Here is a 24,894-nt window from a genome sequence, read left to right as displayed (position 1 = left end):
TCCCCGGCTCGTCAGGTCAGGACCGACGTGAAGGCGTCGTTGAGCTCGCGCGAGTGGTAGAACACACCCTTGCCGAGTGCCTCGGGGGTCCACACGTTCGTCGGCCGGTCCGGGTAGGCGAGGTAGCCGCCGGAGAAGACCTCGTTGCGGTTGCCCGAGGGGTCGAAGAAGTAGACGGTCTGCCCGCGCGTGATGCCGTGGCGGGTCGGGCCGACGTCGATCGGGACGTCATCCATCGAGAACAGGTCGGCGGCACGGCCGACCTCGTTCCAGTCGTTCAGGCGAAACGCGAAGTGGTGCAGCTTGCCCTGCGGTCCGGAGAGGACCGCGAGCTGGTGGATCTGGTTGCTGCTCGTCATCCACGTGGCGATGATGTCGGCGTCGTCGTCGAGGCTGGTCTGCACCCGCTCGGTCGCGTAGAACCCGAACACCTCCGAGAGAAAGCGGTCCATCTGGCCCGGGTCCTCGGCGGTGATGAGCGAGTGGTCCAGGGCAGGCACGCCCACGCCCACCAGGTGGCGGGGGAACGCGTCGGGGTTGTGCACGCCGACCTCGGTGCCCACCAGGGTGGCCTCGTGGTAGACCTCGAAGACGTGGTCCGAGGGGGTCGTGAACCGGATGCCGTCACCGATCTCCGGGTTGTCGCCCTTGCTCATCCGGTCGACCGTGACACCGAACGCGGTCGCCTTCGCCTCGATGTCGTCGAGGTCGGTGGAGTGCTGGACCTTCCAGCCGTACTTGACGACGCCGACGCCGCCCTCCTCGAGGACGACCGAGTGGTGGTCCCACTCGTCCCAGGCCTTGTAGTAGACCTTGTTGCCCTCGGCGTGGGTCTCGTACAGGCCCATCGTGTTGGCGTAGTGGTCCTTGGCCTCGGCCAGGTCCGTGACGCGGATGTGGGCGTAGCCCAACCTCATGACTCCCATGACTGCTCCTTCTCGGGGGTGCCGGCCGCGCTGTTCGCGGCGGCGTGCGCCTCGGCGCGCTGCCGGGCCTTGTCGTTGATCTGGTGGAGGAACCGGTTGACGAGACGGACGTCCTCGCCGCGCAGCTCGATGGTGATGTCGCCCTCGGGGACGGCTCGGCAGGTCAGGCAGGTGCCGTCTGCCTGCTCGGCGTCGGAGATGACGGTGTCGGCCACGGGACGGCAGTAGGTGAAGTCGCCCGCCCGGCAGTCGACCTTGCAGATCGCGCACCCTCCGCGGCGGCACCCCACGGTGTAGGCGAACCCCGCCTGGTAGAGGCCGCTGAGCACCGTCTGGCCGGGCTGGAGGTAGATCACCTCGCCCGTGGGGTGGATCGTCACGGTCGGCACTGCCGCTCCCTTGCGTTCAGTGGTGAGAGGCGGGTGCCGCTCGTCAACGAGAGTCGCGCCGGTCCACGGCTGCGACCACCGTCGTTCCTCACGCCGGAACGCGCCGGCCGTCCGGCGCGAGGTCGTGGCTCACTGGTCGCGAACCCCGCGTGCCGACCGAACCTCGCCCGCCGACCGCGACCCGCCCTGGAGGAGACACCGTGAGCGCCGTGACCACCCGGACCAGCCCCGAGATCGCCCTGACCGTCGACGTCGACGGCATCGCGACCAACTACCACGACGTCGGCGAGGGCTCGCCGGTCGTCCTCATCCACGGCTCCGGGCCCGGGGTGACCGCCTGGGCGAACTGGCGCCTCACGCTGCCCGAGCTGGCCAGGCAGCACCGGGTCCTCGCCCCGGACGTCCTCGGCTTCGGCTACACCGAGCGCCCCGACGGCGTCGCGTACGGCATGCAGGCCTGGACCGACCACCTGCTCGGCTTCCTCGACGCCCTCGGCCTCGAGCGGGTCTCGTTGGTGGGCAACAGCTTCGGGGGTGCGCTCGCCCTGAGCATGGCCACCCGGGCACCGGAGCGCGTCGACAGGCTGGTGCTCATGGGGAGTGTCGGTGTGCCGTTCGAGATCACCCCGGGGCTGGACGCAGTGTGGGGTTTCGAGCCGTCCCTGGAGGCCATGCGCGACCTCATGGGTGTGTTCGCCCACGACCGGTCGCTGCTGACCGACGACCTGGCCCGCTCGCGCCTGGAGGCCGCCACCCGGCCCGGGGTCCAGGAGGCTTTCAGCTCGATGTTCCCCGCGCCGCGCCAGCACAGCGTCGACGCCATGACCGTCGACGAGGACCTCATTCGCTCGATCGCGGTGCCCACCCTCGTCGTGCACGGCCGGGACGACCAGGTGATCCCCCTGTCGAACTCGCTGCGGCTGCTCGAGCTCATCGACGACGCCCAGCTGCACGTCTTCGGCCGCTGCGGCCACTGGGTGCAGATCGAGCACGCCGAGGAGTTCACGCGCCTGGTGGGCGACTTCCTGGGCTGATGCGCCCACGCTGACCTCCTCTCGCCGTCGAGGCTGCGGACGCTAGCCGCGTCCACGCCACGGCACGATCCGCTGGACGCAGCCCCCATCCGCTGGGCGCAGCGGCCCGGTGCGGTCGGGGGACGCCGTCGCGGACGGCTGTTGAGCCCGGTCCCCCCGCTCGGCGACAATGGCGCACGACCATGGGACGAGGAGGTCCCCGTTGAGCCACGTCTTCACCTCGGCTCCCACGTTCGACGACTGGGAGGGCGTCCACGACGCCGTTGCCCAGGCGTACTTCCCGCACTCCATGCGCCCCCTGTCGCGGGGCCCGGCCGGCCTGTCCGAGGTGGGCGTCGTCGACCTCGGGCCGTGCCGGGTCACGCGCATGACCCTCGGGGCGACCGTCCGCGTGCACACCGACCACCCGGGGGCGTGGGCGGTGAACATCGCCGCGTCCGGTCGGCTCGAGCACCGCGTCGCCGGCGTGGCCCTGGTGTCCGACTCCGAGCGAGCCACCGTCTGCCCCCCGGACACGGCGATGCAGCTCCCGTCGTGGGACCCGTCCTGCACGCTGGTGGGTTTCCGGGTCGACGAGGAGTTCCTGCGGCGCGAGTACGAGCGGGTCCTCGCCCGCCGGCCACGTCCCCTCCCCCTGCAGCTCGACCTGCGCTCCGCGGCGGGCCGCGACTGGCTGGCATGGCTCACGAGCGCCCTCGACCGGGTGACGTCCGGTTCACCGGGGCTGTTGGCCGACCCTCGGATGCAGCGACAGCTCGGAGAGCTGCTGGTGACGGGGCTGCTGCTCACCGGCGCGCCGGAGGAGCCCGCGGAAGCCCGGGGCACCCGACCCCGGATCGTGCGCCGCGTCGTCGCCGCGATCGAGGACGACCCCGCCCGACCGTGGACCCCGTCCGAGCTGGCTGAGCTCGCCGGTGTCAGCGTGCGCCGGCTGCAGCAGGGGTTCCGGGAGTACGTGGGGCGCAGCCCCTTCCAGTACCTGCACGAGGTGCGCCTGGACCGGGCCCACCACGACCTCGTGCACGCACAGGACGCCACCACGGTGACCGAGGTGGCCGTCCGGTGGGGTCTGAGCCACACGGGCAGGTTCGCCGCCGACTACCGGCACCGGTTCGGCCAGTCACCCTCCACGACCCTCCAGTCCTGACCGACCAGGTGACCGCGGTCGCGCCGGTGGGCCTCGGCGTGGATGCTGGGTGGGTGCAGAGTGCTGGTGTGGGTGAGGTCTTCCGTGTCCTCGACCTCACCGGCGTCCTCGGCAACGCCCTCCTCGGCGGGCTGATCGCCCGGCAGGAGCGGCTGGACCCGATCGGCTTCGCGACCCTGGCGGTCCTCTCGGGGCTGGGCGGCGGGATCATCCGCGACGTCCTGCTCCAGCACGGGCCGCCCGTGGCCCTGACCGACTACGCCTACCTCCTCACCGCCCTTCTCGGCGCGGCGGTGACCTTCCTGCTCCGGGTCCGCGGCCGGGCCTGGGACCGGCTGTGGCCGGTGGTCGACGCCGTGGCCCTCGGCTGCTGGGCGACGGCAGGAGCCCAGAAGACGCTCGGGGCGGGGCTGGGCTGGCTGCCCGCGATCCTGCTCGGCACGGTCACCGCCGTCGGTGGAGGTGCGGTGCGGGACCTCGTGCTCCGCAGGGTCCCCGGCATCCTGGGCGGCAACACCCTCTACGCCACCGCCGCCCTGGTGGGAGCCGGCGCCCTCGCCTGGCTGAGCGAGACCGGCCACCCCACGGCCGGCTCGGTGGTGGGCCTGCTCTCCGGCGCGGGGTTGTGCCTCGCCGCCCGGTGGCGCGGCTGGATCCTGCCGTCCGCCGACGCCTGGTCGCCGGCGCGCGTCGTACGACGCCATCCACGCCTGCGGTCCAAGGACGGCCGGCGCCGTCGTTCCGGCCACCCCCCGAAGCCGGCCCCCGACGCCTGAGGCCCCCGCCGCTCCCCGGTCGAGGACCACACCCCGTCGCCCAACACCCCGGAGGCACCATGAACGACACCCGCCCTGCCGGTGCAGTGCTCGCCGACCTGCCCACGGTGCGCCCGTGGCAGGAGGACTTCTACCGGGACCTGCACCAGCACCCCGAGCTCTCCCACCAGGAGCACCGCGCGGCCGGCGCCGTGGCTGCCCGGCTGCGCGACTCCGGGTACGAGGTGGTCGAGCACGTGGGCGGCACCGGGGTGGTCGCGACCTTGCGCAACGGCGAAGGGAAGACGGTCCTCCTGCGTGCCGACATGGACGCGCTCCCCGTCCTGGAGGCGACCGGGCTCCCCTACGCCAGCACCGACAGCGCCACGGACGCCACCGGAACCCACGTCCCGGTGATGCACGCCTGTGGCCACGACGTCCACGTGACGTGCCTGCTCGGCGCTGCCACCCTGCTCGCGTTGCACCGCGACGAGTGGGCCGGGACGCTGGTCGCCCTCTTCCAGCCGGCTGAGGAGCTCGGTGACGGTGCCCGCCGGATGGTCGAGGACTCCCTCGCGACGAAGGTCGGCGACGTGGACGTCGCCCTCGCCCAGCACGTCCTCCCGATGCCGGCGGGGACCGTCGGCACGCGGACGGGGCCGGTGCTCTCCGCAGCCGACAGCCTGCGGGTCACCGTGTACGGGCGCGGCGCCCACGGGTCGATGCCCCAGGCGTCCGTCGACCCGGTGGTGCTGGCAGCCATGGTCGTCGTGCGCCTGCAGACGGTCGTCTCCCGCGAGGTGGCCCCCACCGAGACCGCGGTGGTGACCGTCGGCAGCATCCATGCCGGCACCAAGAGCAACGTGATCGGCGACAGCGCGGTCCTGGAGCTGAACGTCCGCACCTACGACGAGCAGACCCGCACGACGGTGCTCGACGCCATCCGCCGCATCGTGGTCGCCGAGTGCCAGGCCTCCGCCAGCCCACGCGAACCGGACTTCGAGCTGTTCGACCGCTTCCCGGCCACGACCAACGACGAGGACACGACGGCGCGGGTGCGCGACGCGTTCAGCGCGTACTTCGGCTCGCGCGCGGGGACCCTGCCCCTGCAGAGCGCGAGCGAGGACTTCAGCGACATCCCGAAGGCACTGGGGATCCCCTACTCCTACTGGGGTATCGGTGGAAGCGCCCCTGACGCGTACCGCGCGGCCGAACAGGCGGGCCGCGTCGCACAGGACATCCCTGTCAACCACTCCGCTGCCTTCGCACCCGTGATGCAGCCGACGCTCGACACCGGGACCGCAGCGCTCGTGGTGGCGGCCCTCGCGTGGCTCGGGCCACAGGAGGCGCCGGCCACCCCCTGACCGCCTCGCTCTCCCCGGCGCCCCTCGCGGGAGAGCGGGCGGCCACGACGCCTACGGCCCCACACCGCGGCACCGGCCCCGCTCGACAGCGTCGCCGGGACCGGGCCACCCCACTAGGGACCATGGTCCCTAGTGACGTCGCAGCAGGCGTCGGTCCCGGGTGGCATGCACCCTGCCGCATCCTCACCCACCCTCACGAGGGGTCCGCCGCCCCTGTCCCGAGGTGGTGCAGGGCGTGGGTGAGGGCCGCCTCGCGGGACGTGCCGGTGTGCACCACCGACGCCTCGGGCCAGGGTTCGGCCAGGGCCGCCACCCGGCGGCCGACCGACCAGTCGGCGTCGCTCAGCGCGTCGGGTCGGCTCGCCCGCGAGCGCAGCCGGTCCTCGACGACCCGTCCGGGTGCGGAGCAGACGAGCTCGACCACGGGGGTGCTGGCGGTCCTGGCCAGCGACCGGAACTGCTCGCGCAGGTCGGCTGCCGAGAAGGACGCGTCGACGACGACCGTCTCCCCCATGCCGAGCAGCAGCGCGGCGCGAGCGGCGAGCGAGGTGTAGGTCCGCACCGTCATGCCTGCGGTGTAGATGCCCTCCCCCAGGGCCGCGGGCGCGTGCACCGACGGCGCCATACCGGCGAGGCTCTTGCGCTCCACGTCGCTGGCCAGCAGCACCGCCCCCAGCCGGTCGGCGAGAGCAGCCGACAGGGTCGTCTTGCCGGACCCAGGCGGACCGCCGACGAGCACCAGCCGCACCCGCCCCCGACGCAGGTGGGACAGCCCGATGTCACAGAGCAGCCCCGCCTCGTCGGCGTCGGCACCGGTGCGCGTGTGGTGCCCGGCCGCCCGGATGGCGGCGACCTTGGCGCGCATCACCGCGCGGTAGGCGGCGTAGTGGTGCCGCAGCGACGGCGGCTGGCGGGTCCCGGAGAACTCCGCGTAGTCGTGCAGGAACTGCTCGCCCAATCGCGGGCTGCCGAGCCGTTCCAGGTCGGTGGCGAGGCTGGCGGCGTCGTCGAGCACGTCCATCCAGCGCAGCTCGTCGGAGAAGTCGAGGCAGTCCAGCGCCCGCGGGCCCTCGGGCACGCAGAAGATGTCGTCGGCGAGCAGGTCGCCGTGGCCGTCCCGCACCAGCCCCGCCTCCACCCGGCTCTGCAGCAGCGGCGTGCGCCCGTCGACGAACTCGAGGGCCAGTTCCTCCACCCGGTCCGCCAGCTCGGCGCCGACCGTCGTCACCGGGTGGTCGCGCAGCCCCTGCACGTTGTCCTCCCACCGCTTCCGCAGCGCCTCGGCGGAGCCGCAGCGTGCGATGTCGTCGCCCGTGCGCGCCGTGGCATGGAAGGCGGCCAGGTCCTTGGCCAGCCGGCGCAGGTCGTGCCCGACGTCCGCCCCCGCGCGGACCAGCGTGGACAACCGGCGGTCCTCCGGCATGCGGCGCATCGCCAGCAGGTGCTCGCACGGCCCTCCGTCCGGGTCGCGGACCTCGAGCACCCCCAGGTAGACGTCCGGTGTCAGCCGCCGGTTGAGGACGAGCTCGCGACGGATGGCCGCCTCGCGCGCGGCGCGGGTGGTGAAGTCGAGGAACCCGAGGTCGACCGGCTTCTTCACCTTGTAGGCCCGGTCCCCCATGAGCAGGACGACGGCCGAGTGGGTCTCCCGGACCTCGGCGCCCCAGCCTGCGGCCTCCATGACCTCAGCCATGGAGCCAGACTCGCACCGGCTGCCCCGCCCTCCTCGGGTCCATGGTCCCCCTCGGTGCCGGTCGCCCTCGCTGCGGTCAGGCCGGATGCGGGACCAACGACCCGCCGTCCGTGCGCCCAGCAGACCGATGCTGGGACGGGAAGGGAGATGGTCCGGATGTCAGACGACGTACGCACCCCCACTGGCGCCGGCCCCACCGAGGACTTGGGCGAGCTGCGCGAGCAGGCCCTCAAGCGGTTGAAGGACAAGCGCGGCCTGATGGCCCACGTGCTGTCCTACGTGATGGTCAACCTCCTGCTGGTGGCGGTCTGGTATGCGACCGGTCACCACTTCTTCTGGCCGCTCTTCCCCCTCTTCGGCTGGGGCATTGGGCTGGTCTTCCACGCCTGGGACGTCCTGCGGCCCGAGCCGCGCCCGGACCAGGTCGAGGCCGAGATGGAGCGCCTGCGCCGCCACAACCGGCACGCCTGACTCCCGCAGCACCCCACCCAGCAACCGCACCGACCACCGCGAGGAGCACCCGTGAGCACCACCGACCTGCGAGCCACCACCCGACCGGTCGTCGTCGGCGTCGACGGCCGCCCCCACACCCGCAACGCCCTCGACTGGGCCATCGACGAGGCCGTCCGGCGTCGTTGCGCCATCAAGCTCGTCCACGGCCGTAGCGTCCCCGTCCAGGGCCCCCACATCGAGCCCCTGATGGCCGCCTCCGACGAGGTAGCCAAGCGGGTGCTGCACGAGGCGGAGCAACGCATCCACAGCGTCTCGCCGTCGACCCCCGTGAGCACGGCCACCGGCATCGGCAGCCCCGGCGCCCTGCTCGTCGACGCCTCCACCGGGGCCGGCCTCGTCGTCGTCGGGGCGCGCGGGCGGGGTACGGTGTCGAGCGCCTTCCTGGGGTCCTCCTCGGTCGACGTGGCGGCCCGGGCCCACTGCCCGGTGGTCGTGGTCCGCGAGCTCCCCACGACGTCGTCGCCGGCGTCGGGGGTGGTGGTCGGGTCGGACGGCTCGCCGCTGAGCACCACCGCGATCGGTGAGGCCTTCGACGAGGCCCACGCCCGGCAGGCACCCCCCACCGTGGTGCACACGTGGCTGCTCGACTACGACGACAGCAACTTCCCACTCGTGGACGCAGAAGCGTTGCAGGACAGGATGGTTCGTCAGGCCAGCGACCTCACCGCCCAGGCGGTGGCCGACTGGTCCCAGAAGTTCCCGGACGTCGACGTGCGGGTGCGCGTGCTCAACGCCCACCCCGTGGAGGCGCTCGCCGAGCTGTCGCGCGAGGCGGAGCTGGTCGTCGTCGGCAGCCGCGGCCGCGGCGGGTTCCGCGGGCTGCTGCTGGGGTCGGTCAGCCAGGGCGTCCTGCACCACGCGCACTGCCCGGTGATGGTGGTCCGGCCCGAGCCCGACTGAGCCTGCCGGCTCAGCGCCTGTCGGCTCAGCCGCCCGCGGACCACCCCGACAGGACCGCCACCCCGGTCAGCCGGCCGCTGGACAGGTCCTCCAGAGCGACGTCGGCCGCCTCGAACGGGTACGTCGTCACGGCTGCGCGCACCGACAGGGCGGACGCCAGGCGCAGCAGCTCCTCCCCGTCGGCGCGGGTGTTCGCTGTCACCGAGGTCAGCCGCTTCTCCAGGAACAGGTGCCGCTGGTAGTCCAGGGGCGGCACGTCGCTGAGGTGGATCCCGGCGAGCACCAGCGTCCCGCTGCGGTCCAGGGCCTCGAGGGCCACCGGCACCAGGTCGCCGACCGGCGCGAAGACGATCGCCGCGTCCAGCGGCACCGGCGGCGCGTCGTACGCGTCACCGGCCGACGCCGCGCCCAGCTCGAGGGCGAGCTCGCGTGCACCCGCGCCGCGGGTCAGGACGTGCACCTCGCTGCCCTGGGCGATGGCGAGCTGGGCCGTGAGGTGCGCACTCGCCCCGAAGCCGTACAGGCCGAGCCGGCCGCCCGGTGGCAGCCCGGTCCGCCGCAGCGCCCGGTACCCGATGATGCCGGCGCACAGCAGCGGGGCCGCCTGCTCGGGAGAGAGGTCGCCGGGCACCCGGTAGGCGTAGGCGGAGGGCACCACGACGTGCTCCGCGTAGCCACCGTCGTGGTCCCACCCCGTGAACTGCGCACGGGTGCAGAGGTTCTCGGCGCCGCGGCGGCACCAGCGGCACTCCCCGCACGTGTGGCGCAGCCAGGCGACGCCCACGCGGTCGCCCACCGCGAACCTTCCCTGGGCCACACCCTCGACCACGGTGCCGACGACCTCGTGGCCCGGCACGACCCGCCGGCGACGCATCGGCAGGTCCCCGTCGGCGACGTGCAGGTCGGTGCGGCACACCCCGCAGGCCTCGACCCTGACCAGCACCTCTCCCGGCCCGGCGACCGGGACCGGCCGTTCGCCCAGCCGCACGCGCCCGAGGGTGCCCGCCTCGCCCGTGACCTCCCACGCCCTCATCCGCGCCCTCCTCCTCCTGAGGTTCCGACGTCACCGCCGGCCGACCCGGGACCTAGGTCCCTGACGTGGACGTGGCCTCGCGGCGTTCACTGGACTGACCAGGTGTGTGAACGTCCACACCGGAACAAGGGAGAAGGCATGCAGCCGACGACGTCTGAAGCGCCCCGCACCGAGCAGAGCGCCCTGACGGAGCACCTCACCCACCTCACCCTGCGCGACCTCCTGCAGCGGCTCGCCGCCTGCGAGGAGGCCTTGCGGTCCCCCGGCGCGGCCGGGTCGGTCCGCGCCGGCTCGCCCGAGCGCGAGGCCGTCCTGCACGACCAGGCGCGCATCACCCAGGAGCTCAGGCGGCGCCGTCACCTGCGGCGGCTGCACCCGCACGGCGAGGAGCGTCGCCGCTCGGCGGCGTGGCCGCGGCCACCCTGGTGACGTCCATGGACACCGCGCAGGACCGCGGGAGCGGCGTGGCGTACGAGGTCGAGCAGGTCACACTGCACGACCAGCCCACGCTCGTGGTCCGTGACACCGTCGACGAGGCGGGGATCGGGCCGTTCGTCGGTGCGGCGTTCGCACGCGTCGCCGAGGTGGCGGGGCAGGACGGCATGCACGTGTCAGGGCCGCCCTTCGTCCGCCTGCGGCCCGACGCGGACGGCGCCTTCGAGCTCGAGGCGGGCTTCCCCGTCAGCGGGATGGTGCTGGGGCAGGGCGACGTCAAGGCGTCGCACCTGCCCGGTGGCCCGGCCCTGCGCACGACCCACCGCGGCGACTACGCGCGCAGCCGCGACGCCCACGAGGCGCTGCACGGATATGCCGCGCAGCACGGCCTGGTCCCGGCCGGCGACGCGTGGGAGGTCTACCTCGACGGTCCGGACGTCGCCCAGCCGCGGACCGTCGTCGTCCTGCCGACGCGCCCCGGGGGCGGCTCCGGCTGAGCGGGACCCCGACCGTCAGTGGATGGTCGCGAGGAGTGCACCGACCCCGACGAAGAGTCCTCCGAAGATCTTGTTGAGGCGCCGCTGGCCGCCCTCGCTGCGCGTCAGCCGGCGCAGCCCCCGGGCCGCCACCGCGAAGACGAACCACATGACGAGGACGTCGACGAGCACGACCGTCGCCGCGAGCACCGCGTACTGCGTGGCCAGCGGCCGGTCGGGCCGGATGAACTGCGGCGTGAAGGCGAGGAAGAACACGACGGCCTTGGGGTTGGTCAGGTTGACCAGCACGCCCTGGCGCATCATCGACCACCGTGAGCCGCCGCCTGCCGGCGCCTCGTCGTCGACGGGCGCCGGTCTCCCGCGCAGCTGCCGCACCCCGAGGAGCACGAGGTAGGCGGCGCCGGCATAGCGGATCACGTTGAACAGCAACGGAGATCCGGCGACCAGGACCCCCACCCCGGCCGCCACGACCGCGATGTGCACGAGGAGGGCGAGCTGCTGCCCGAGGATGCCCCAGATCGAGCGGGCCCAGCCCCAGCCGATGGAGTTGGACATCGTGTTGATGGCACCGGCGCCGGGGGTCAGCGAGATGAGGACCGCGGCAGCCAGCAGGGTGAACCAGAGCGACCACGACACGGTGCGAGAGTGTAGTTTCGGCCACGCGAGCGCCTCCACGTGGTCCGCGACGTGAGCCGGACGTGACCCCGGGACGTTGCGGACGCCGAGCGTCCGCAACCGGGCGTACCGTGCCGCCATGGCCATCGCACGGTTCCCCAGCATCGTCCTCGACTGCCCCGACGCCGGCGCCCTCGCGACGTTCTACGGCGCGATGCTCGACTGGAAGGTCGACATCTCCCCCGGCTGGGGGGAGGTGCGCGCCGACTACGGCCAGTGCATCTGCTTCCAGCAGGTGGACGACTACACGCCTCCTCGGTGGCCCTCCCAGGAGGCGCCCCAGCAGATGCACCTCGACGTGGTGGTCGACGACCTCGACGAGGCGGAGGCCGAGGTCGTCAGGCTCGGCGCGACCCGGCACGAGCACCAGCCCGGCACCTCCTTCCGGGTGTTCCTCGACCCCGCCGGGCACCCGTTCTGCCTCTGCACCGACTGAGGACGTCGTAGGGCCCCCGACCAGTGGTCGGGGGCCCTACGACGTGGTGGCGGTGCCGCGGCCGTCGCGGTCAGCGGCCGCGCCGCTCAGGGGAGCGGGAGCAGCGAGGAGTCACCGCCCTGGGCGACCGCCGGGCCGGCGACGTCACGGGCGGGGGTGCGACGGGAGGCCGAGGCCCCGACACCGTCGAGCCGGTCGAGAGCCGACACGTCGTCGTCCACGAGGGGAACGAAGCGCTCCAGGAACAGCTGCCACATCGCCGCACCGACCTTTCTCACGTGACCCACCTCCGGACGCGTGCCCAACCAGGGGCACAGAGTCGAGGATGGGCGGCTCGGCGTCCGGGACGCACGCTGTGACGCGTCCACTCATCCATTCTGCTGACATCGTCACCCATTCGTATGATGCCTCGCAACCGCAAACGGGTGGCATCCGGGAACGCGTGGGCCCATCCGGGTACAGATGCCACAAACTGGACACTCCCCCACACTGCTGCGACCGCGATCCTCCCCGGGTCCTCCAGAGGTCCTCTCCGGGTCCTCCCGAGGTCCTCCCCAGGTCCTCCCCGCGAGGAACAGCGCGACCAGCCGCCTGAGCCGTCCCGGAGCTGCCCCATGACCACCTCCCGCCGCCTCCGCACCCTCCTGCCGCGCAGGGTCGCGAGCACCGCCATGCTCGTGCTGGCCCTCGTCGCCACGGTGGCGGCCACGGGCCCGAGCGCCTCCGCCGCGACATCGGTGCCACCCACGCCGACGGGGCTGCCCACCGGGATCGAGGCCCTGTCCTCCTACGTCGGGGCGAACTCCTGCGACGCCAGGGCGAAGCCGGGCACCGCCGCCCTGGGGGCGTTGCTGGTTCGCACCTACCCGGGCACGACGTACGGGTCGGCACGGGCCTGCGGCTCGGACTCCCTGGCCACCTCCGAGCACTACGACGGGCGCGCGGTCGACTGGATCGCCAGTGTCCGCAACACCACCCAGAAGGCGCAGGCCAACGCCGCCCTCGGCTGGATGCTCGCGACCGACCGGGCCGGCAACACCTACGCCATGGCGCGCCGGCTCGGCGTCATGTACCTGATCTGGAACAACAGGACCTGGTCGGCCTACCGTCCGGCAGACGGCTGGGTGGAGTACCAGGGGTGCCTGTCCACGGCAAAGGCGGCCACGTCCTACGACACCGCCTGCCACCGCAACCACGTGCACATCTCCCTGTCCTGGTCGGGCGCCATGCAGCGCAGCTCCTACTGGTCCAAGCAGGTCGCGCCGCCGGAGTGGGGCCCGTGCCGCTCGTGGGCCCTCAGCTGGGCCTCGCCGCGCAGCAGCGCCAACCTGACGCGCTGCCAGGTGCCCCCGGCGGTCAAGGCGGTGCCCTCGGCGAGCAGCCTCGGCAAGCAGCTGGTGTCGTTCTCGGGCATGTACCTGCGCTCGGGCAGCACGGGCCCCGCGGTCCAGGCCGTGCAGAGCGCCATCGGCACGACGGCGTCCGGGTCCTTCACCTCGACCATGCAGGCAGCTCTCGTCGCCTGGCAGAAGCGTCAGGGCGTCACCGGGAGCGGGGTCACCGATGCCGCGACGTGGCGAGCCCTCATCCGCTCGTATGCCGCGCCGCCGGTCGCCCTCGGGCTCGACGCCACCATCGACTCCGACCTGGTCTCCCTGTCGGCGACGCAGGGGGTCGTGCTCCACGACAGCCCGGCCGACGTCACCGGGCGCAGCCTGGCCGGGAGCTGGGCCAGCGTGGCGGACGTCGTCACCCCCGGTGACTTCACCGGCGACGCCGTCGCCGACGTCGTCACCCGCACCGCGGGAGGCGACCTCTACCTCCTGCGCGGCACCGGCAACGCCACCTTCGGCGCCCCCACGCGCATCGGCTCCGGCTGGGGCATCTTCGACGCCGTGGTCTCCCCCGGCGACTTCACCGGCGACGGCAGACCCGACGTCCTGGCCCGCCGCCGCAGCGACGGCACGCTCTGGCTCTACCGCGGCACCTCGTCGGGGCTCGCCGCCACGGAGACCCGCGTCGCCACCGGCTGGCAGGTTTTCGACCAGGTGTTCTCACCCGGCGACCTCACCGGCGACGGCCGGCCGGACCTCCTTGCCCGCCGCCGCAGCGACGGCACCCTGTGGCTGTACGCCGGCAACGGCAAGGGCGGCTGGTCGGTCTACAGCAGGCAGGTCGGCACCGGCTGGCAGCCGTTCGTCACCCTCACCGGCGCCGGCGACCTCAACCGTGACGGGTTCTCCGACGTGCTCGCCCTGACCACCTCCGGCACGTGGACGGCCTACTACGGCAACGGCAAGGGGGGTTGGCTCTCGGGCTCCGGCACCCAGGTCGGGCGCAGCGGCTGGCCGCTTGACACCGCCTACGTCGGGGCCCGCTGACCTCGGCGCACGCCGGGGTCGGTGACGGTCGCCGGCGGGCGTCAGTGGCGGTCGCCGACGCCGATCCCCGCGTCGACCCCCGCGTCGGCGAGGGCCACCTCCACCTCGAACCACACCGTCGTCCCCGCCGACGTGCGATGGGCCCCGAAGGCGTCGCTGACGGCGCGCACGAGGGACAGCCCGCGCCCGCGCACCGCCATCGTCTCGCCCCCGGTCAGCAACGGCTCACCGCGGTTGCCGCTGTCGGCCACCGTGACCGCGACGACCCCGGTGTCGAGGTCGAGGGTCAGGTGCGACTCGGTGCCGGCGTGCAGGACGGCGTTGGTGATGAGCTCGGAGATGCCGGTGACGATGGTGTACTGGTCGGCCTCGTCGACGGTCCAGAGGTCGAGCTGCTCCCGGGCCCAGTCCCGGGCCGCCTTGACCGACTCCGGCATGGGCGGGACCACGATGGCGGCCCGGCGGTGCCCCACCGGTGACCGGCCGACGGTGAGGACGGCGCAGTCGTCCTCCTGGCCGGATTCGGGGACCATCGCCTCCATGACCAGCTGGGCGACGCTGCGGGGGCTGCTCGGCGGCACGTCGGCGAGCGCAGCGAGCAGCCGCTCCTCCCCCGCGTCGAGGGTCTCGTCGCGACGCTCGATGAGCCCGTCGGTGTAGATCACCAGCATGTCCCCCACCTCGAGGAGCTGGCGGTGGGTGGGCCGGTGCCCCGAGAGGCCCAGCGGCGGCCCGACCGCCATGTCGACCAGGCGGACCCGGGGGTGGCCGTCGTCGCGCGCCGCGCGTCCGGAGAGCAGGACCGGCACCGGGTGACCGGCGCTCGCGACCTCGACGACGCCCGTCTCCGGCGACACCGTGCCGTAGAGCATGGTCACGAACAGCTCGCCCCCGAACGCCATCCCGGGGCGCGCACGGGTGGACCCGAGCGGCATCGACGCCGGCCACAGGGCGTCGAGGTCCCACACGACGCGGTCGAGCGAGGTCATGACCGACTCGGGCCGCGGGTCGGTCATGGCGGCACCGCGGACGGCGGCGCGCACCTGGCCCATGACCGTGGCGGCCATGACCCCCCGGCCGACGACGTCGCCGATCACCAGGGCGAGCCGCCCGTCGGGCAGGAAGAACGAGTCGTAGAAGTCGCCGCCGGCGACCGTGCCCTCCGACACCGGCTCGTAGCGTGCGGCGATCGAGATCTCGTCGGACTGCGGCAGGCTCGGCGGCAGGAGGGTGCGCTGGAGCAGCTCTGCGGTCGAGCGCTCGGCGTCGTAGGCCACCGCGCGGCCGAGCGCCTCGCCGACGAGGTCGGTGAACGCCGACAGGACCGCCACGACGTCCCGTGGCAGCGGCGTGGACTCCCTGAAGACGACGACTGCCGCGTCCGTGCTGCGCGCACGCAGCGGTACGGCGACGAGCTCGGCGCCGTCGGACACGTACGGCTCCCCGTGGTCCAGGGAGCGGGAGACGACGTCGGCGAGGTCCTCGGGCACCTCGGACCAGATCAGCGGCAGCCTCTCCTCGTCCGGCGACAGGTCCTCGATGCGGTGCCGGCGCGCCATCCGCCAACCGCCCGGTCCGGGCGACGGCAGGCAGATGCCCACCGACAGGGCACCGAACGCCGAGACCGACTCGCGCAGCACCACCTTGCACACGTCGTCGACGGTGACCGCCACTGCCAGCGCCGTGGCCAGCCCCGTGACGGTGCGGGCCCGGTCGAGCGAGGAGGACGTCTCGACCGCGATGTGCAGCAGGGCGATGACGCGCCCGTCCTCGTCGTGCACCGGTGAGCCGGTGCGCAGGAAGTGCCCGAGGATCGGGGTGTCGTCGGCGAGGTCACCCGACGCCCGGAGCTCGGTGCCCTCGTCGAGGAACGAGCGGTCGTCAGCCATCGTCGCGTCGAACAGGGCGCCCAGGTGCGAGCCGCCCCACACCTCGGGGACCACCTCCGACGCCGGCCGGCCGAACGCGTGGGGGTGCCGGTCGCCGAGCTGCTCGGCGAAGGCGTCGTTGTAGAGCAGGACGTGGTCGTCACCGACGAACAGCGCCATGGGCAGTGGGCACGCCAGGGCGAGGTCCCACGTCACCTGCAGCGCCGTCGGCCACTGGTCGGGAGCCCCGATGGTGGTGCCGGACCAGTCCAGGAGGGCAGCGAAACGACGCGCACCACGCGCCTTGCCCTCACTCAACGCACTCCGCCTTCCGCCACCACACAGGGTAGGGCCCGGTACCCGCGAGGTGACCGCTGGTCAGCGGGCAATTTGGGTGGAGTCCTGCACCGGTGCGGCTTCCACCTCGGTTGCCCCGACCTGGCTGATGAGGAACGCCCACTCCCACGCCACCTGCCGCCAGGAGTCGTAGCGGCCGCTCTTGCCGCCGTGGCCCGCGACCATCTCGGTGCGCAGCAGCACCGGGCGCTCCACCGGGTCGCTCGTGGTGTGCTCGCGCAGCCGGGCCACCCACTTGGCCGGCTCGGTGAAGTAGACACGCGTGTCGTTGAGCGACGTGGTCGCCAGCACCGCCGGGTAGGCCGCGTCCCGCACGTTCTCGTAGGGCGAGTAGGACTTCATGTACGCGTAGACGTCGGGGTCGTGCAGGGGGTCGCCCCACTCCTCCCACTCCACGACGGTCAGCGGCAGGCTCGGGTCGAGGATGGTCGTCAGCGCGTCGACGAACGGCACGGCCGCGTGGACCGCGCGGAACCGCTCGGGGGCGAGGTTGACGGCGGCCCCGATGAGCAGGCCACCGGCCGAGCCGCCCTCGGCGACCAGCCGGTTCGGGTGGACCCAGCCGGCCTCGACCAGGTGGTTCGCGCAGTCGACGAAGTCGGTGAAGGTGTTCTTCTTCTGCAGCAGCTTGCCGTCGTCGTACCAGCGGCGCCCGAGCTCCCCGCCGCCGCGCACGTGCGCGATGGCGTAGACGAAGCCGCGCTGCAGCAGCGACAGCCGGGCGACGGAGAAGTAGGGGTCCGAGGAGAGCTCGTAGGACCCGTACGCCGCCAGCATGCCCGGCCGGGTGCCGTCGGGGGTCGCGCCGGCGGGGTGGACGATGGAGACCGGCACGCGGGTGCCGTCGGCCGCCGTGGCCCACTCGCGCCGCTGCTCGTACTGCGACGGGTCGTAGCCCCCGAGGACGGGTTGCCGCTTGAGCACGGTGTACTCGCGGGTGCGGACGTCGTAGTCCATGACGGTGCGCGGGGTGACCATCGACTCGAAGACGACCTGCAGGGCGGTGGTGGCGCTCTCGGGGTTCTCGCCGAGGCCGACCGAGTAGACCGGCTCGTCGAAGAACAGGTCGTGGCTCGCGCCGTAGCCGGACCCGCTCGAGGGGTCGCGGTCGAGCACGCGCAGGGCGGTCAGGCCGTCGCGGCGCAGCGACAGGACGGCGACGTCGTCGAACGCCTCCACGCCCTGGAACCGCTCCCCCGGCGCCGAGGCCATGAGCGGCTGCCACTGGTCGGCGGACGTGGCGTCCAGCGGGGCCCAGGCGAGGTCGGAGTCGACGTGGTCGGCGTTGTGGACGATGAGCAGGCGGTCCGGGCCCGGCTCGACGTCGTACTCGACGCCCTCCCGGCGCGGCGCCACCACCCTCGGTGTGCCCGTGGGGTCGGCGGCGTCGAGCAGCATGACCTCCGAGGTCGTCTTGGACCCCAGGCCGACCATGATCCAGCGGTCGTCGCGGGAGGACCCCAGGCCCATCCAGAAGCGCTCGTCGTCCTCCTGGTGCACCAGCACGTCGGCCTCCGTGGGGCCGCCGACCTCGTGCCGCCACACCTGGTGCGGGCGCCAGGTCTCGTCGACCCGCGTGTAGAACAGGTAGCGGCCGTCGAGGGAGAACACGCAGCCGTACCCGACCTCGCGCACCGCGGTGTCGACGACGTCCCCGGTGGTGAGGTCCTTGACGCGCAGGGCGAAGCGCTCGTCGCCCTCGGTGTCCACGGCATACGCGAGCAGGCGGTGGTCGGGGCTGACGGACAGGGCGCCGAGGGCGAAGAAGTCGTGGCCGCGGGCCTCGAGGTTGCCGTCGAGCAGCACCTGCTCGCCCTCGACCTGAGCCTGCGCCTCGGGCATCGGGCGGGGTGCGCCCTCCACGCGCGGGCACCGGCACTCCACGGAGTACTGCGAGCCCTCGTAGCTGCGCGAGTAGTACCACCACGGCCCGCTCGCCACCGGCACCGACAGGTCGGTCTCCTGCGTGCGCGAGCGGATCTCCTCGAAGATCGCGTCGCGCAGCGGCTGGAGGTCGGCCGTGACCGCCTCGGCGTAGGCGTTCTCGGCCTCGAGGTGGCTGACGACCGCCGGGTCAGCCTTGTCGCGCAGCCACTCGTAGGGGTCGACCACCACGTCGCCGTGGTGCTCGCGCGAGGTGTCGCGCCGCGCCGCACGCGGTGGCGTCGGCGACGTGCCGGACGGCGGGGTCGGAGGAGTCGGCGGCGTCACTGCAGGCGTGCTCACGCTGGCACCCTATGCGGTGCGCTCAGCCGGCGAGGCAGCGCGGGCCGAGGATGACCTTGAGGTCGCCGAACAGCGCCTCCGTGGCGTTGACCCGGTAGGCGTCCTCGAGCTTCATGAGCACCGACCGCCCCGGCTGACTGAGGCGGACGTGCACCTCGGTCTGGCCCGGGTGGGACGACAGCACCGACTTCAGCTCCTCGACCTTGGCCTGGGTCGCCCGGTTGGTGTCCATGGTCACGACAACCGGGCCGCGCGGCCCCTCGGAGATGTCCGGCAGGGTCAGGTCGGAGGCGTAGATCGACGGGGTGTCGTCGCGCCGGTTGACCCGGCCCTTGACCACGACGACGGCGTCGTGGGTCAGGGCGTGCTGGACGGTGAGGTAGGCCGAGGGGAAGAACAGGCACTCGATGGCGCCCTCGAGGTCCTCGACGGTCACGATGGCCCAGAGGTCGCCCTTCTTGGTGCGCTTGACCTGCAGGCCGGTGATGAGGCCGGCGATGGTGACGTTGGCGCCCTCGGGCTTGCCGTCCTCACCGGTGAGGCTCGCGATCGAGGTGTCGGCGTGCGAGGCCAGCACGTGCTCGATGCCGAACAGCGGGTGGTCGGAGACGTAGAGGCCGAGCATCTCGCGCTCGAACTGCAGCAGCGTCTTCTTGTCCCACTCCACGCCCGGGATGGGTGGCAGCACCGAGAAGTCGACCGACTCCCCCGCGCCCGCGTCGCCACCGAAGGACCCGAAGAGCGAGTCCTGGCCGATGGCCTCCTGGCGCTTGATGTCGACGAAGTTGTCGACGTAGTCCTCGTGGACGCGCAGGAGGCCCTGGCGCGACTCCTGCAGGCCGTCGAACGCCCCGGCCTTGATGAGCGACTCGATGGTGCGCTTGTTGCACACGACGATCGGGCACTTGGACAGGAAGTCCTTGAAGGACGTGAACCGGCCCTTCTCCTCACGGGCGGCGATGATCGCCTCGACGACGTTGTGGCCGACGTTGCGGATCGCCTGGAGGCCGAAGCGGATGTCCGTGCCGACGGCGGCGAACCGGCCCACCGAGTCGTTGACGTCCGGCGGCAGGACCTTGATGCCCATGCGCCGGCACTCGCCGAGGTAGAGGGCCGACTTGTCCTTGTCGTCGCCGACGCTGGTGAGCAGCGCGGCCATGTACTCGGCCGGGTAGTTGGCCTTGAGGTAGCCCGTCCAGTACGACACCAGGCCGTAGGCGGCGGTGTGCGCCTTGTTGAACGCGTAGTCGGAGAACGGGACCAGGACGCCCCACAGGGCGGCGATGGAGGCCTCGTTGAACCCCTTGGCCTTCATGCCCTCGGAGAAGGGGACGTACTCGGCGTCGAGCACCTCCTTCTTCTTCTTGCCCATCGCTCGGCGCAGCAGGTCGGCGTTGCCGAGGGTGTAGCCCGCGAGCTTCTGGGCGATCTCCATGACCTGCTCCTGGTAGATCACCAGGCCGTAGGTCGTGCCGAGGATCGGGCCGAGGGCGTCGATCATCTCCTGCTGCAGCTTGCCCTCGAGCTGGGGGTCGAGGGGCGTGAGCGCCTGCTTGCCGTTCTTGCGCAGCGCGAAGTTGGTGTGGGCGTTGACGCCCATCGGACCGGGCCGGTAGAGCGCCAGCGCCGCCGAGATGTCCTCGAAGTTGTCGGGCTGCATCAGCTTGAGCAGCGTGCGCATGCCGCCGCCGTCGAGCTGGAAGACGCCGAGGGTGTCACCGCGCGAGAGCAGGTCGAACGTCGCCTTGTCGGTCATGTCCTTGGACAGCGCGTCGAGGTCGATGTCCTCGTCGCGGTTGGCCTTGATGTTCTCGATGGCGTCGTCGAGGATCGTGAGGTTGCGCAGGCCGAGGAAGTCCATCTTGACCAGGCCGAGCGACTCGCAGCTCGGGTAGTCGAACTGGGTGATGACCTGGCCGTCCTGCAGCCGCCGCATGATCGGGATGACGTCGATCAGCGGCTCGCTCGACATGATGACGCCGGCCGCGTGGACGCCCCACTGCCGCTTGAGCCCCTCGAGGCCCTTGGCCGTCTCGACGATCTCCTGCAGGTGCGGCTCGGACTCGACGAGGGCCCGGAAGTCGACGCCCTCGTTGTAGCGCTTGTGCTCCTTGTTGTAGATCTCGGACAGGGGCACGCCCTTGCCCATGACGTCCGGCGGCATCGCCTTGGTGAGCTGCTCGCCGACGACGAAGGGGTGGCCCATGACGCGGGCGGCGTCCTTGACTGCCTGCTTGGCCTTGATGGTGCCGTAGGTGACGATCTGCGCGACGCGGTCGGCGCCGTACTTCTCGGTGACGTACTTGATGACCTCACCGCGCCGGCGCTCGTCGAAGTCGACGTCGAAGTCGGGCATCGACATGCGCTCGGGGTTGAGGAACCGCTCGAAGATCAGGCCGTGCGGGACCGGGTCGAGGTCGGTGATCTTCATGGCGTAGGCGCACATGGACCCCGCACCCGAGCCACGGCCCGGGCCCACGCGGATGCCGTTCTTCTTGGCCCAGTTGATGAAGTCGGCGACGACGAGGAAGTAGCCGGCGTAGCCCTTGGAGACGATGACGTCGGTCTCGAACGCGGCCTGCTTGGTGGCGTAGTCGGGCACCCCACCCGGGAACCGCTCCATCAGGCCGCTCTGGACCTCCTTGACGAACCAGCTCTCCTCGTTCTCCCCCGGCGGGCAGGGGAAGCGGGGCATGAAGCGCCCCTCGCCCTCGGTGAAGGAGATGTCGCACATCTCGGCGATGAGCAGGGTGTTGTCGCAGGCCTCGGGCAGCTCGCGCCAGGTGTGGCGCATCTCGGCCGGGCTCTTGAGGTAGAAGTCGTCGGCGTCGAACTTGAAGCGACCCGGGTCCATCATCGTCGAGCCGGACTGCACGCACAGCAGCGCCGAGTGGGCCTTGGCGTCCTCCGGGCTGGAGTAGTGCAGGTCGTTGGTGGCGACCAGCGGCAGCCCGAGCTCGCGGGCGAGGCGCAGGAGGTCCTTCTGGACGCGGCGCTCGATGTCGAGGCCGTGGTCCATGAGCTCGCAGAAGTAGTTCTCGGCGCCGAAGATGTCGCGGAAGTCGCTGGCCGCCTGCATCGCCTCGCGGTACTGGCCCAGGCGCAGGCGGGTCTGGATCTCCCCGGACGGGCAGCCGGTGGTGGCGATGAGCCCCTGGCCGTAGGTGCTGAGCAGCTCGCGGTCCATCCGGGGCCACTTGGCGTAGACCTGGTCGAGGCTGGCGAGGGAGTCGAGCCGGAAGAGGTTGTGCAGGCCGTTGTTGTTCTTGGCCAGCAGCGTCATGTGCGTGTAGGCGCCCGAGCCCGACACGTCGTCGCCCGACTGGGACTCGTCGCCCCACTTCACGCGGGTCTTGTCGGTGCGGTGGGTGCCCGGTGTGACGTAGGCCTCGACGCCGATGATGGGCTTGACGCCCGTGCCCTGCGCCTTCTTCCAGAACTCGTAGGCCCCGAAGACGTAGCCGTGGTCCGTGGTCGCCAGCGCGGGCATCCCCATCTCCGCGGCCCGGGTGAACAGGTCACCGATCCTCGCTGCCCCGTCGAGCATGGAGTACTCGGTGTGGACGTGGAGGTGGACGAACGAGTCGGTGCTGTTCGAGGGGCTCTGGGGGGCGGGCTGCGGGGACATCGAGATGATCCTAAGCCCGCCCACCGACGCCCTTCGGCGTGTCGCCGAGCCGTGTCGCGCGGGGCCGCCGCAACGGTTCCCCGACGACCGGTGGGGTGGGCCTCAGAGCCGGTCGAGCGCCCGCTGGAGGTCCTCGGGGTACGGGCTCTCGAAGGTGACGTACTTCCCCGTACCGGGGTGCTCGAAGCCCAGGCCCACCGCGTGCAGCCACTGCCGCTCCAGCCCCAGCCGGGCGGCCAGGGTGGGGTCGGCGCCGTAGGTCAGGTCGCCCGCGCACGGGTGGCGCATCGCCGCGAAGTGCACCCGGATCTGGTGGGTGCGGCCGGTCTCGAGGTGGATGTCGAGCAGGGACGCCGCCCGGAACGCCTCGATCACCTCGTAGTGGGTCACGCTCGGCTTGCCCTTGTCCATGACCGCGAACTTGTAGTCGTGACCGGGGTGCCGGCCGATGGGGGCGTCGATCGTGCCGACGACCGGGTCCGGCAGACCCTGCACGAGGGCGTGGTAGGTCTTGTCGACGGTGCGGCTGCGGAAGGCCTGCTTGAGGACGCTGTAGGCGTACTCGGACTTGGCGACGACCATGAGCCCGCTGGTGCCCACGTCGAGACGGGACACGATGCCCTGGCGCTCGCTCGCCCCACTCGTGGCGATGCGGTACCCGGCCGCGGCGAGGCCACCGACCACCGTCGGCCCGGTCCAGCCGACGCTCGGGTGGGCGGCCACGCCGACCGGCTTGTCGACCACGACGATGTCGTCGTCGTCGTGGATGATCCCCATGCCCGGGACGGGCTCGGCGATGACCTTGAGGGTGGGGCTGTCCTCGACGCCGGGCAGCAGCACCTCGAGCAGGTCGCCCGCGCTGACCCGGTCGGACTTGCCGACGGAGGCGTGGTTGAGCTGGACGTCGCCGGCCTTCGCGAGGTCGGCCGCCTTCGTGCGCGAGACGCCGAAGAGGCGCGCCAGCGCCGCGTCGACGCGCTCGCCCTCGAGGCCGTCGGGCACGTACAGGGTGCGGGCGTCAGCCACGGGTCCCACCGCCCGTGGTGGAGGCTCCACCCTCGTGGCGGCCGTGGTGGGCGGCCCGCTTGCCGTCGACGCCCACGCCGCGCAGGGCCAGCAGGCCGATGAGGACGGCCGCCGACACGATGGCGATGTCGGCGACGTTGCCGATGAACAGGCCGAAGTAGTCGATGAAGTCGACGACGTGCCCGCGGCCGGGGGCCGGCTCGCGCAGCATGCGGTCGGTGAGGTTGCCGAGCGAGCCGCCGAGCAGCATGCCCAGCGCCCAGGCCCAGCCTCGGCTGCCGATCCGCCGCGCGGTGCGGATGATGAACACCAGCACGCCGAACGCGATGAGCGTCAGCACCCACGTGGCGCCGTCGGCGATGGAGAACGCGGCGCCGGCGTTGCGGATGAGGTTGAGGCGGATGAACTCACCGACGACGTTGACCGGCTCCCCCGGTGTGAGCCGGTCCAGGGCCAGCACCTTGGTGACCTGGTCGGCCACGTAGGCGACCACGGCGACCGTGGCCAGGAGGAGGAACAGCGCGCGCCGGTCGCGCGGGGCGCCGGCTCCGTCGTCGGTTGTGGTCCCCGTGGCCGTACCGGGAGTGGTGTCGTGAGTGGGGGTGGACGCGTCGGCCGCGGTCAGCGGCGCTCCTGCTTCGTCTTGCATGTCACGCATAGGGTCGCACGAGGAGCGGCCTGAAGGCGAAGTTTGCCGATGGGGTTGCCGCACGACTCGCAGATGCCGTAGGTGCCGTTGTCGAGGCGCTCGAGGGCGTGCAGGTTCTGGTCGAGCATGTCGCGGGCGTTGTTGGCCAGCGAGATCTCCTGCTCACGCTCGTAGGTCTTGGCCCCGGCGTCGGCCTGGTCGTCGCCTGCGCCGTCACCCGCATCGCGCATCAGGCCCACGAGGTCGGCCTCGGCGACGGTGATCTCCTGGCGCAGGTGGGCGATGTCGGCCTGGATCTCCGACCGCACCTCGCGCAGCTCCTTGGCGGTCCACGGCGACTCGTCGTCGCGCACGACCAGCGAGGCGGGGCTCGCCTTCTTCGTCGCAGCGGTCTTCCTGGCCGGCGCGGCCTTGGTCGCCGGAGCCGTCTTCGTGGCAGTGGCCTTCTTCGCGGGCGCGGCCTTGGTCGCCGGAGCCGTCTTCGTGGCAGTGGCCTTCTTCGCGGGCGCGGCCTTCTTCACCGCAGCAGCCTTCGCTGGGGCGGCCTTGGTGGCAGAAGGCTTGGCGGCAGGCGCGGCCTTCTTCGCGGGCGCAGCCTTAGTGGGCGCAGCCTTCGCGGGCGCAGCCTTCTTCGCCGGGGCGGCCTTGGTGGCAGAAGGCTTGGCGGCAGGCGCAGCCTTCTTCGCGGGCGCAGCCTTCGTGACAGAGGACTTGGCAGCGGGCGCAGCCTTCTTCGCCGACGCGGCCTTCGTGGCAGGGGCGGCCTTGGTCGTGGCTTTGGTGGTGGCCTTGGTCGTGGCGGACTTCGACGCGGTGGCTCTCGCCTTTTGAACCATGGTGTGCCAGGCCCCTCGGTCGCAGGGCGCCCCGGGGGGGCGCGGTCAGGTGCCGCGAGGATAAGCGCTGGACGGCGACTACTCAACGCCAACACACCACGGCCCCCCCGCCGCGGGCGCAGGGGG

Annotated in this window: 23 protein-coding genes; 11 read left to right on the top strand and 12 right to left on the bottom strand. The window is 72.3% G+C overall.

The genetic code is table 11. The annotated features are described in order from the left end of the window. Positions 1-11 precede the first annotated feature (11 nt). Complete coding sequence (locus tag ASG70_RS11190; RefSeq protein WP_056883850.1) at positions 12-926, bottom strand: catechol 2,3-dioxygenase; 915 nt, start codon at positions 924-926, stop codon at positions 12-14. Then, positions 914-1,315, bottom strand: a complete 402-nt coding sequence (locus ASG70_RS11185) for a 2Fe-2S iron-sulfur cluster-binding protein (RefSeq protein ID WP_056883849.1) — start codon at positions 1,313-1,315, stop codon at positions 914-916. Before ASG70_RS11185 ends, ASG70_RS11190 begins: the two co-directional genes overlap by 13 nt. Before the next feature lie 200 nt (positions 1,316-1,515). Here ASG70_RS11185 and ASG70_RS11180 point away from each other — a divergent pair, with 200 nt between their 5' ends. From ASG70_RS11180 to ASG70_RS11165, 4 genes are all read left to right on the top strand, one after another. Next, a complete protein-coding gene (locus ASG70_RS11180; RefSeq protein ID WP_056883848.1) occupies positions 1,516-2,349 on the top strand; it encodes an alpha/beta fold hydrolase in 834 nt (277 codons plus the stop codon). A gap of 202 nt (positions 2,350-2,551) precedes the next feature. Then, positions 2,552-3,496, top strand: a complete 945-nt coding sequence (locus ASG70_RS11175; RefSeq protein ID WP_200949248.1) for an AraC family transcriptional regulator — start codon at positions 2,552-2,554, stop codon at positions 3,494-3,496. Between the two features lie 68 nt (positions 3,497-3,564). After that, complete coding sequence (locus tag ASG70_RS11170) at positions 3,565-4,272, top strand: trimeric intracellular cation channel family protein (RefSeq protein WP_235531450.1); 708 nt, start codon at positions 3,565-3,567, stop codon at positions 4,270-4,272. Between the two features lie 59 nt (positions 4,273-4,331). After that, positions 4,332-5,615, top strand: coding sequence for an amidohydrolase (locus tag ASG70_RS11165; RefSeq protein WP_200949247.1), 1,284 nt, complete (start codon positions 4,332-4,334; stop codon positions 5,613-5,615). A gap of 193 nt (positions 5,616-5,808) precedes the next feature. Here ASG70_RS11165 and ASG70_RS11160 read toward each other — a convergent pair whose 3' ends face one another. Next, a complete protein-coding gene (locus ASG70_RS11160; protein WP_200949246.1) occupies positions 5,809-7,308 on the bottom strand; it encodes an AAA family ATPase in 1,500 nt (499 codons plus the stop codon). A gap of 156 nt (positions 7,309-7,464) precedes the next feature. On the opposite strand from ASG70_RS11160, the gene ASG70_RS11155 reads away from it, so the two are divergent. After that, positions 7,465-7,779, top strand: coding sequence for a 2TM domain-containing protein (locus tag ASG70_RS11155; RefSeq protein ID WP_200949245.1), 315 nt, complete (start codon positions 7,465-7,467; stop codon positions 7,777-7,779). A 51-nt stretch (positions 7,780-7,830) separates the two neighbouring features. Continuing rightward, a complete protein-coding gene (locus ASG70_RS11150; protein WP_056883846.1) occupies positions 7,831-8,721 on the top strand; it encodes a universal stress protein in 891 nt (296 codons plus the stop codon). 25 nt (positions 8,722-8,746) lie between these two features. Here the strand turns inward: ASG70_RS11150 and ASG70_RS11145 are convergent, their stop codons facing one another. Then, entirely contained in the window at positions 8,747-9,754 is a 1,008-nt protein-coding gene (locus tag ASG70_RS11145; RefSeq protein ID WP_056883845.1) for a zinc-dependent alcohol dehydrogenase family protein, read from the bottom strand. Between the two features lie 138 nt (positions 9,755-9,892). Between ASG70_RS11145 and ASG70_RS11140 the strand changes: the two genes are divergently transcribed. Both ASG70_RS11140 and ASG70_RS11135 read left to right on the top strand, forming a co-directional pair. Beyond that, on the top strand, positions 9,893-10,183 hold the full coding sequence (locus ASG70_RS11140) for a hypothetical protein (RefSeq protein ID WP_056883844.1): 291 nt from the start codon (positions 9,893-9,895) through the stop codon (positions 10,181-10,183). Between the two features lie 5 nt (positions 10,184-10,188). Further along, complete coding sequence (locus tag ASG70_RS11135) at positions 10,189-10,686, top strand: GyrI-like domain-containing protein (RefSeq protein ID WP_056884162.1); 498 nt, start codon at positions 10,189-10,191, stop codon at positions 10,684-10,686. 15 nt (positions 10,687-10,701) lie between these two features. Here ASG70_RS11135 and ASG70_RS11130 read toward each other — a convergent pair whose 3' ends face one another. Next, positions 10,702-11,322 carry a LysE family transporter gene (locus ASG70_RS11130; protein ID WP_056883843.1) on the bottom strand — a complete coding sequence of 207 codons (621 nt, stop codon included), beginning with the start codon at positions 11,320-11,322 and terminating at the stop codon, positions 10,702-10,704. 118 nt (positions 11,323-11,440) lie between these two features. Between ASG70_RS11130 and ASG70_RS11125 the strand changes: the two genes are divergently transcribed. Next, positions 11,441-11,797 (top strand): VOC family protein, encoded by a 357-nt coding sequence (locus tag ASG70_RS11125; protein ID WP_056883842.1) that lies wholly within the window; start codon positions 11,441-11,443, stop codon positions 11,795-11,797. A gap of 86 nt (positions 11,798-11,883) precedes the next feature. On the opposite strand, the gene ASG70_RS19305 is transcribed toward ASG70_RS11125, so the two are convergent. Beyond that, complete coding sequence (locus ASG70_RS19305) at positions 11,884-12,075, bottom strand: hypothetical protein (RefSeq protein ID WP_156399942.1); 192 nt, start codon at positions 12,073-12,075, stop codon at positions 11,884-11,886. Between the two features lie 336 nt (positions 12,076-12,411). Here ASG70_RS19305 and ASG70_RS11120 point away from each other — a divergent pair, with 336 nt between their 5' ends. Next, on the top strand, positions 12,412-14,178 hold the full coding sequence (locus ASG70_RS11120; protein ID WP_056883841.1) for an FG-GAP-like repeat-containing protein: 1,767 nt from the start codon (positions 12,412-12,414) through the stop codon (positions 14,176-14,178). A gap of 41 nt (positions 14,179-14,219) precedes the next feature. Here the strand turns inward: ASG70_RS11120 and ASG70_RS11115 are convergent, their stop codons facing one another. The 6 genes from ASG70_RS11115 to ASG70_RS19990 all read right to left on the bottom strand — a co-directional run bounded on the left by ASG70_RS11115 (position 14,220) and on the right by ASG70_RS19990 (position 24,453). Further along, positions 14,220-16,364: a SpoIIE family protein phosphatase gene (locus ASG70_RS11115; RefSeq protein WP_056883840.1), complete on the bottom strand. Its 2,145-nt coding sequence runs from the start codon at positions 16,362-16,364 to the stop codon at positions 14,220-14,222. Positions 16,365-16,424: 60 nt separating this feature from the next. Beyond that, a complete protein-coding gene (locus ASG70_RS11110; RefSeq protein WP_082590502.1) occupies positions 16,425-18,629 on the bottom strand; it encodes a S9 family peptidase in 2,205 nt (734 codons plus the stop codon). A gap of 22 nt (positions 18,630-18,651) precedes the next feature. Beyond that, positions 18,652-22,257 carry a DNA polymerase III subunit alpha gene (gene dnaE, locus ASG70_RS11105; RefSeq protein ID WP_056883838.1) on the bottom strand — a complete coding sequence of 1,202 codons (3,606 nt, stop codon included), beginning with the start codon at positions 22,255-22,257 and terminating at the stop codon, positions 18,652-18,654. Positions 22,258-22,359: 102 nt separating this feature from the next. Then, positions 22,360-23,283: an RluA family pseudouridine synthase gene (locus ASG70_RS11100; RefSeq protein WP_056884161.1), complete on the bottom strand. Its 924-nt coding sequence runs from the start codon at positions 23,281-23,283 to the stop codon at positions 22,360-22,362. After that, complete coding sequence (gene lspA / locus ASG70_RS11095; RefSeq protein ID WP_056883837.1) at positions 23,276-23,932, bottom strand: signal peptidase II; 657 nt, start codon at positions 23,930-23,932, stop codon at positions 23,276-23,278. The genes ASG70_RS11100 and lspA overlap by 8 nt, the downstream gene beginning before the upstream one ends. After that, positions 23,905-24,453 (bottom strand): TraR/DksA C4-type zinc finger protein, encoded by a 549-nt coding sequence (locus ASG70_RS19990; RefSeq protein ID WP_235531449.1) that lies wholly within the window; start codon positions 24,451-24,453, stop codon positions 23,905-23,907. Before ASG70_RS19990 ends, lspA begins: the two co-directional genes overlap by 28 nt. Between ASG70_RS19990 and ASG70_RS19985 the strand changes: the two genes are divergently transcribed. Continuing rightward, positions 24,416-24,763, top strand: coding sequence for a hypothetical protein (locus ASG70_RS19985; RefSeq protein ID WP_235531448.1), 348 nt, complete (start codon positions 24,416-24,418; stop codon positions 24,761-24,763). The two genes, ASG70_RS19990 and ASG70_RS19985, sit on opposite strands and share 38 nt — an antisense overlap. Positions 24,764-24,894: the final 131 nt, after the last annotated feature.

The organism is Phycicoccus sp. Soil748, from assembly GCF_001428025.1.
In the GTDB taxonomy this organism is placed as follows: Bacteria; Actinomycetota; Actinomycetes; order Actinomycetales; family Dermatophilaceae; genus Pedococcus.
The sequence above is the reverse complement of the archived record's forward strand: the minus strand, read 5'-3'. Positions and strand labels throughout refer to the sequence as shown.

Bases quoted from the DNA above. Each gene is read 5' to 3' on its own strand.
- ASG70_RS11120 (WP_056883841.1), top strand. From the start codon at position 12,412: ATGACCACCTCCCGCCGCCTCCGCACCCTCCTGCCGCGCAGGGTCGCG.
- ASG70_RS11160 (WP_200949246.1), bottom strand. From the start codon at position 7,308: ATGGCTGAGGTCATGGAGGCCGCAGGCTGGGGCGCCGAGGTCCGGGAG.
- ASG70_RS11125 (WP_056883842.1), top strand. From the start codon at position 11,441: ATGGCCATCGCACGGTTCCCCAGCATCGTCCTCGACTGCCCCGACGCC.
- ASG70_RS11135 (WP_056884162.1), top strand. From the start codon at position 10,189: ATGGACACCGCGCAGGACCGCGGGAGCGGCGTGGCGTACGAGGTCGAG.
- ASG70_RS11165 (WP_200949247.1), top strand. From the start codon at position 4,332: ATGAACGACACCCGCCCTGCCGGTGCAGTGCTCGCCGACCTGCCCACG.
- ASG70_RS11145 (WP_056883845.1), bottom strand. From the start codon at position 9,754: ATGAGGGCGTGGGAGGTCACGGGCGAGGCGGGCACCCTCGGGCGCGTG.
- dnaE (WP_056883838.1), bottom strand. From the start codon at position 22,257: ATGTCCCCGCAGCCCGCCCCCCAGAGCCCCTCGAACAGCACCGACTCG.
- lspA (WP_056883837.1), bottom strand. From the start codon at position 23,932: ATGCAAGACGAAGCAGGAGCGCCGCTGACCGCGGCCGACGCGTCCACC.
- ASG70_RS11155 (WP_200949245.1), top strand. From the start codon at position 7,465: ATGTCAGACGACGTACGCACCCCCACTGGCGCCGGCCCCACCGAGGAC.
- ASG70_RS11190 (WP_056883850.1), bottom strand. From the start codon at position 926: ATGGGAGTCATGAGGTTGGGCTACGCCCACATCCGCGTCACGGACCTG.
- ASG70_RS11140 (WP_056883844.1), top strand. From the start codon at position 9,893: ATGCAGCCGACGACGTCTGAAGCGCCCCGCACCGAGCAGAGCGCCCTG.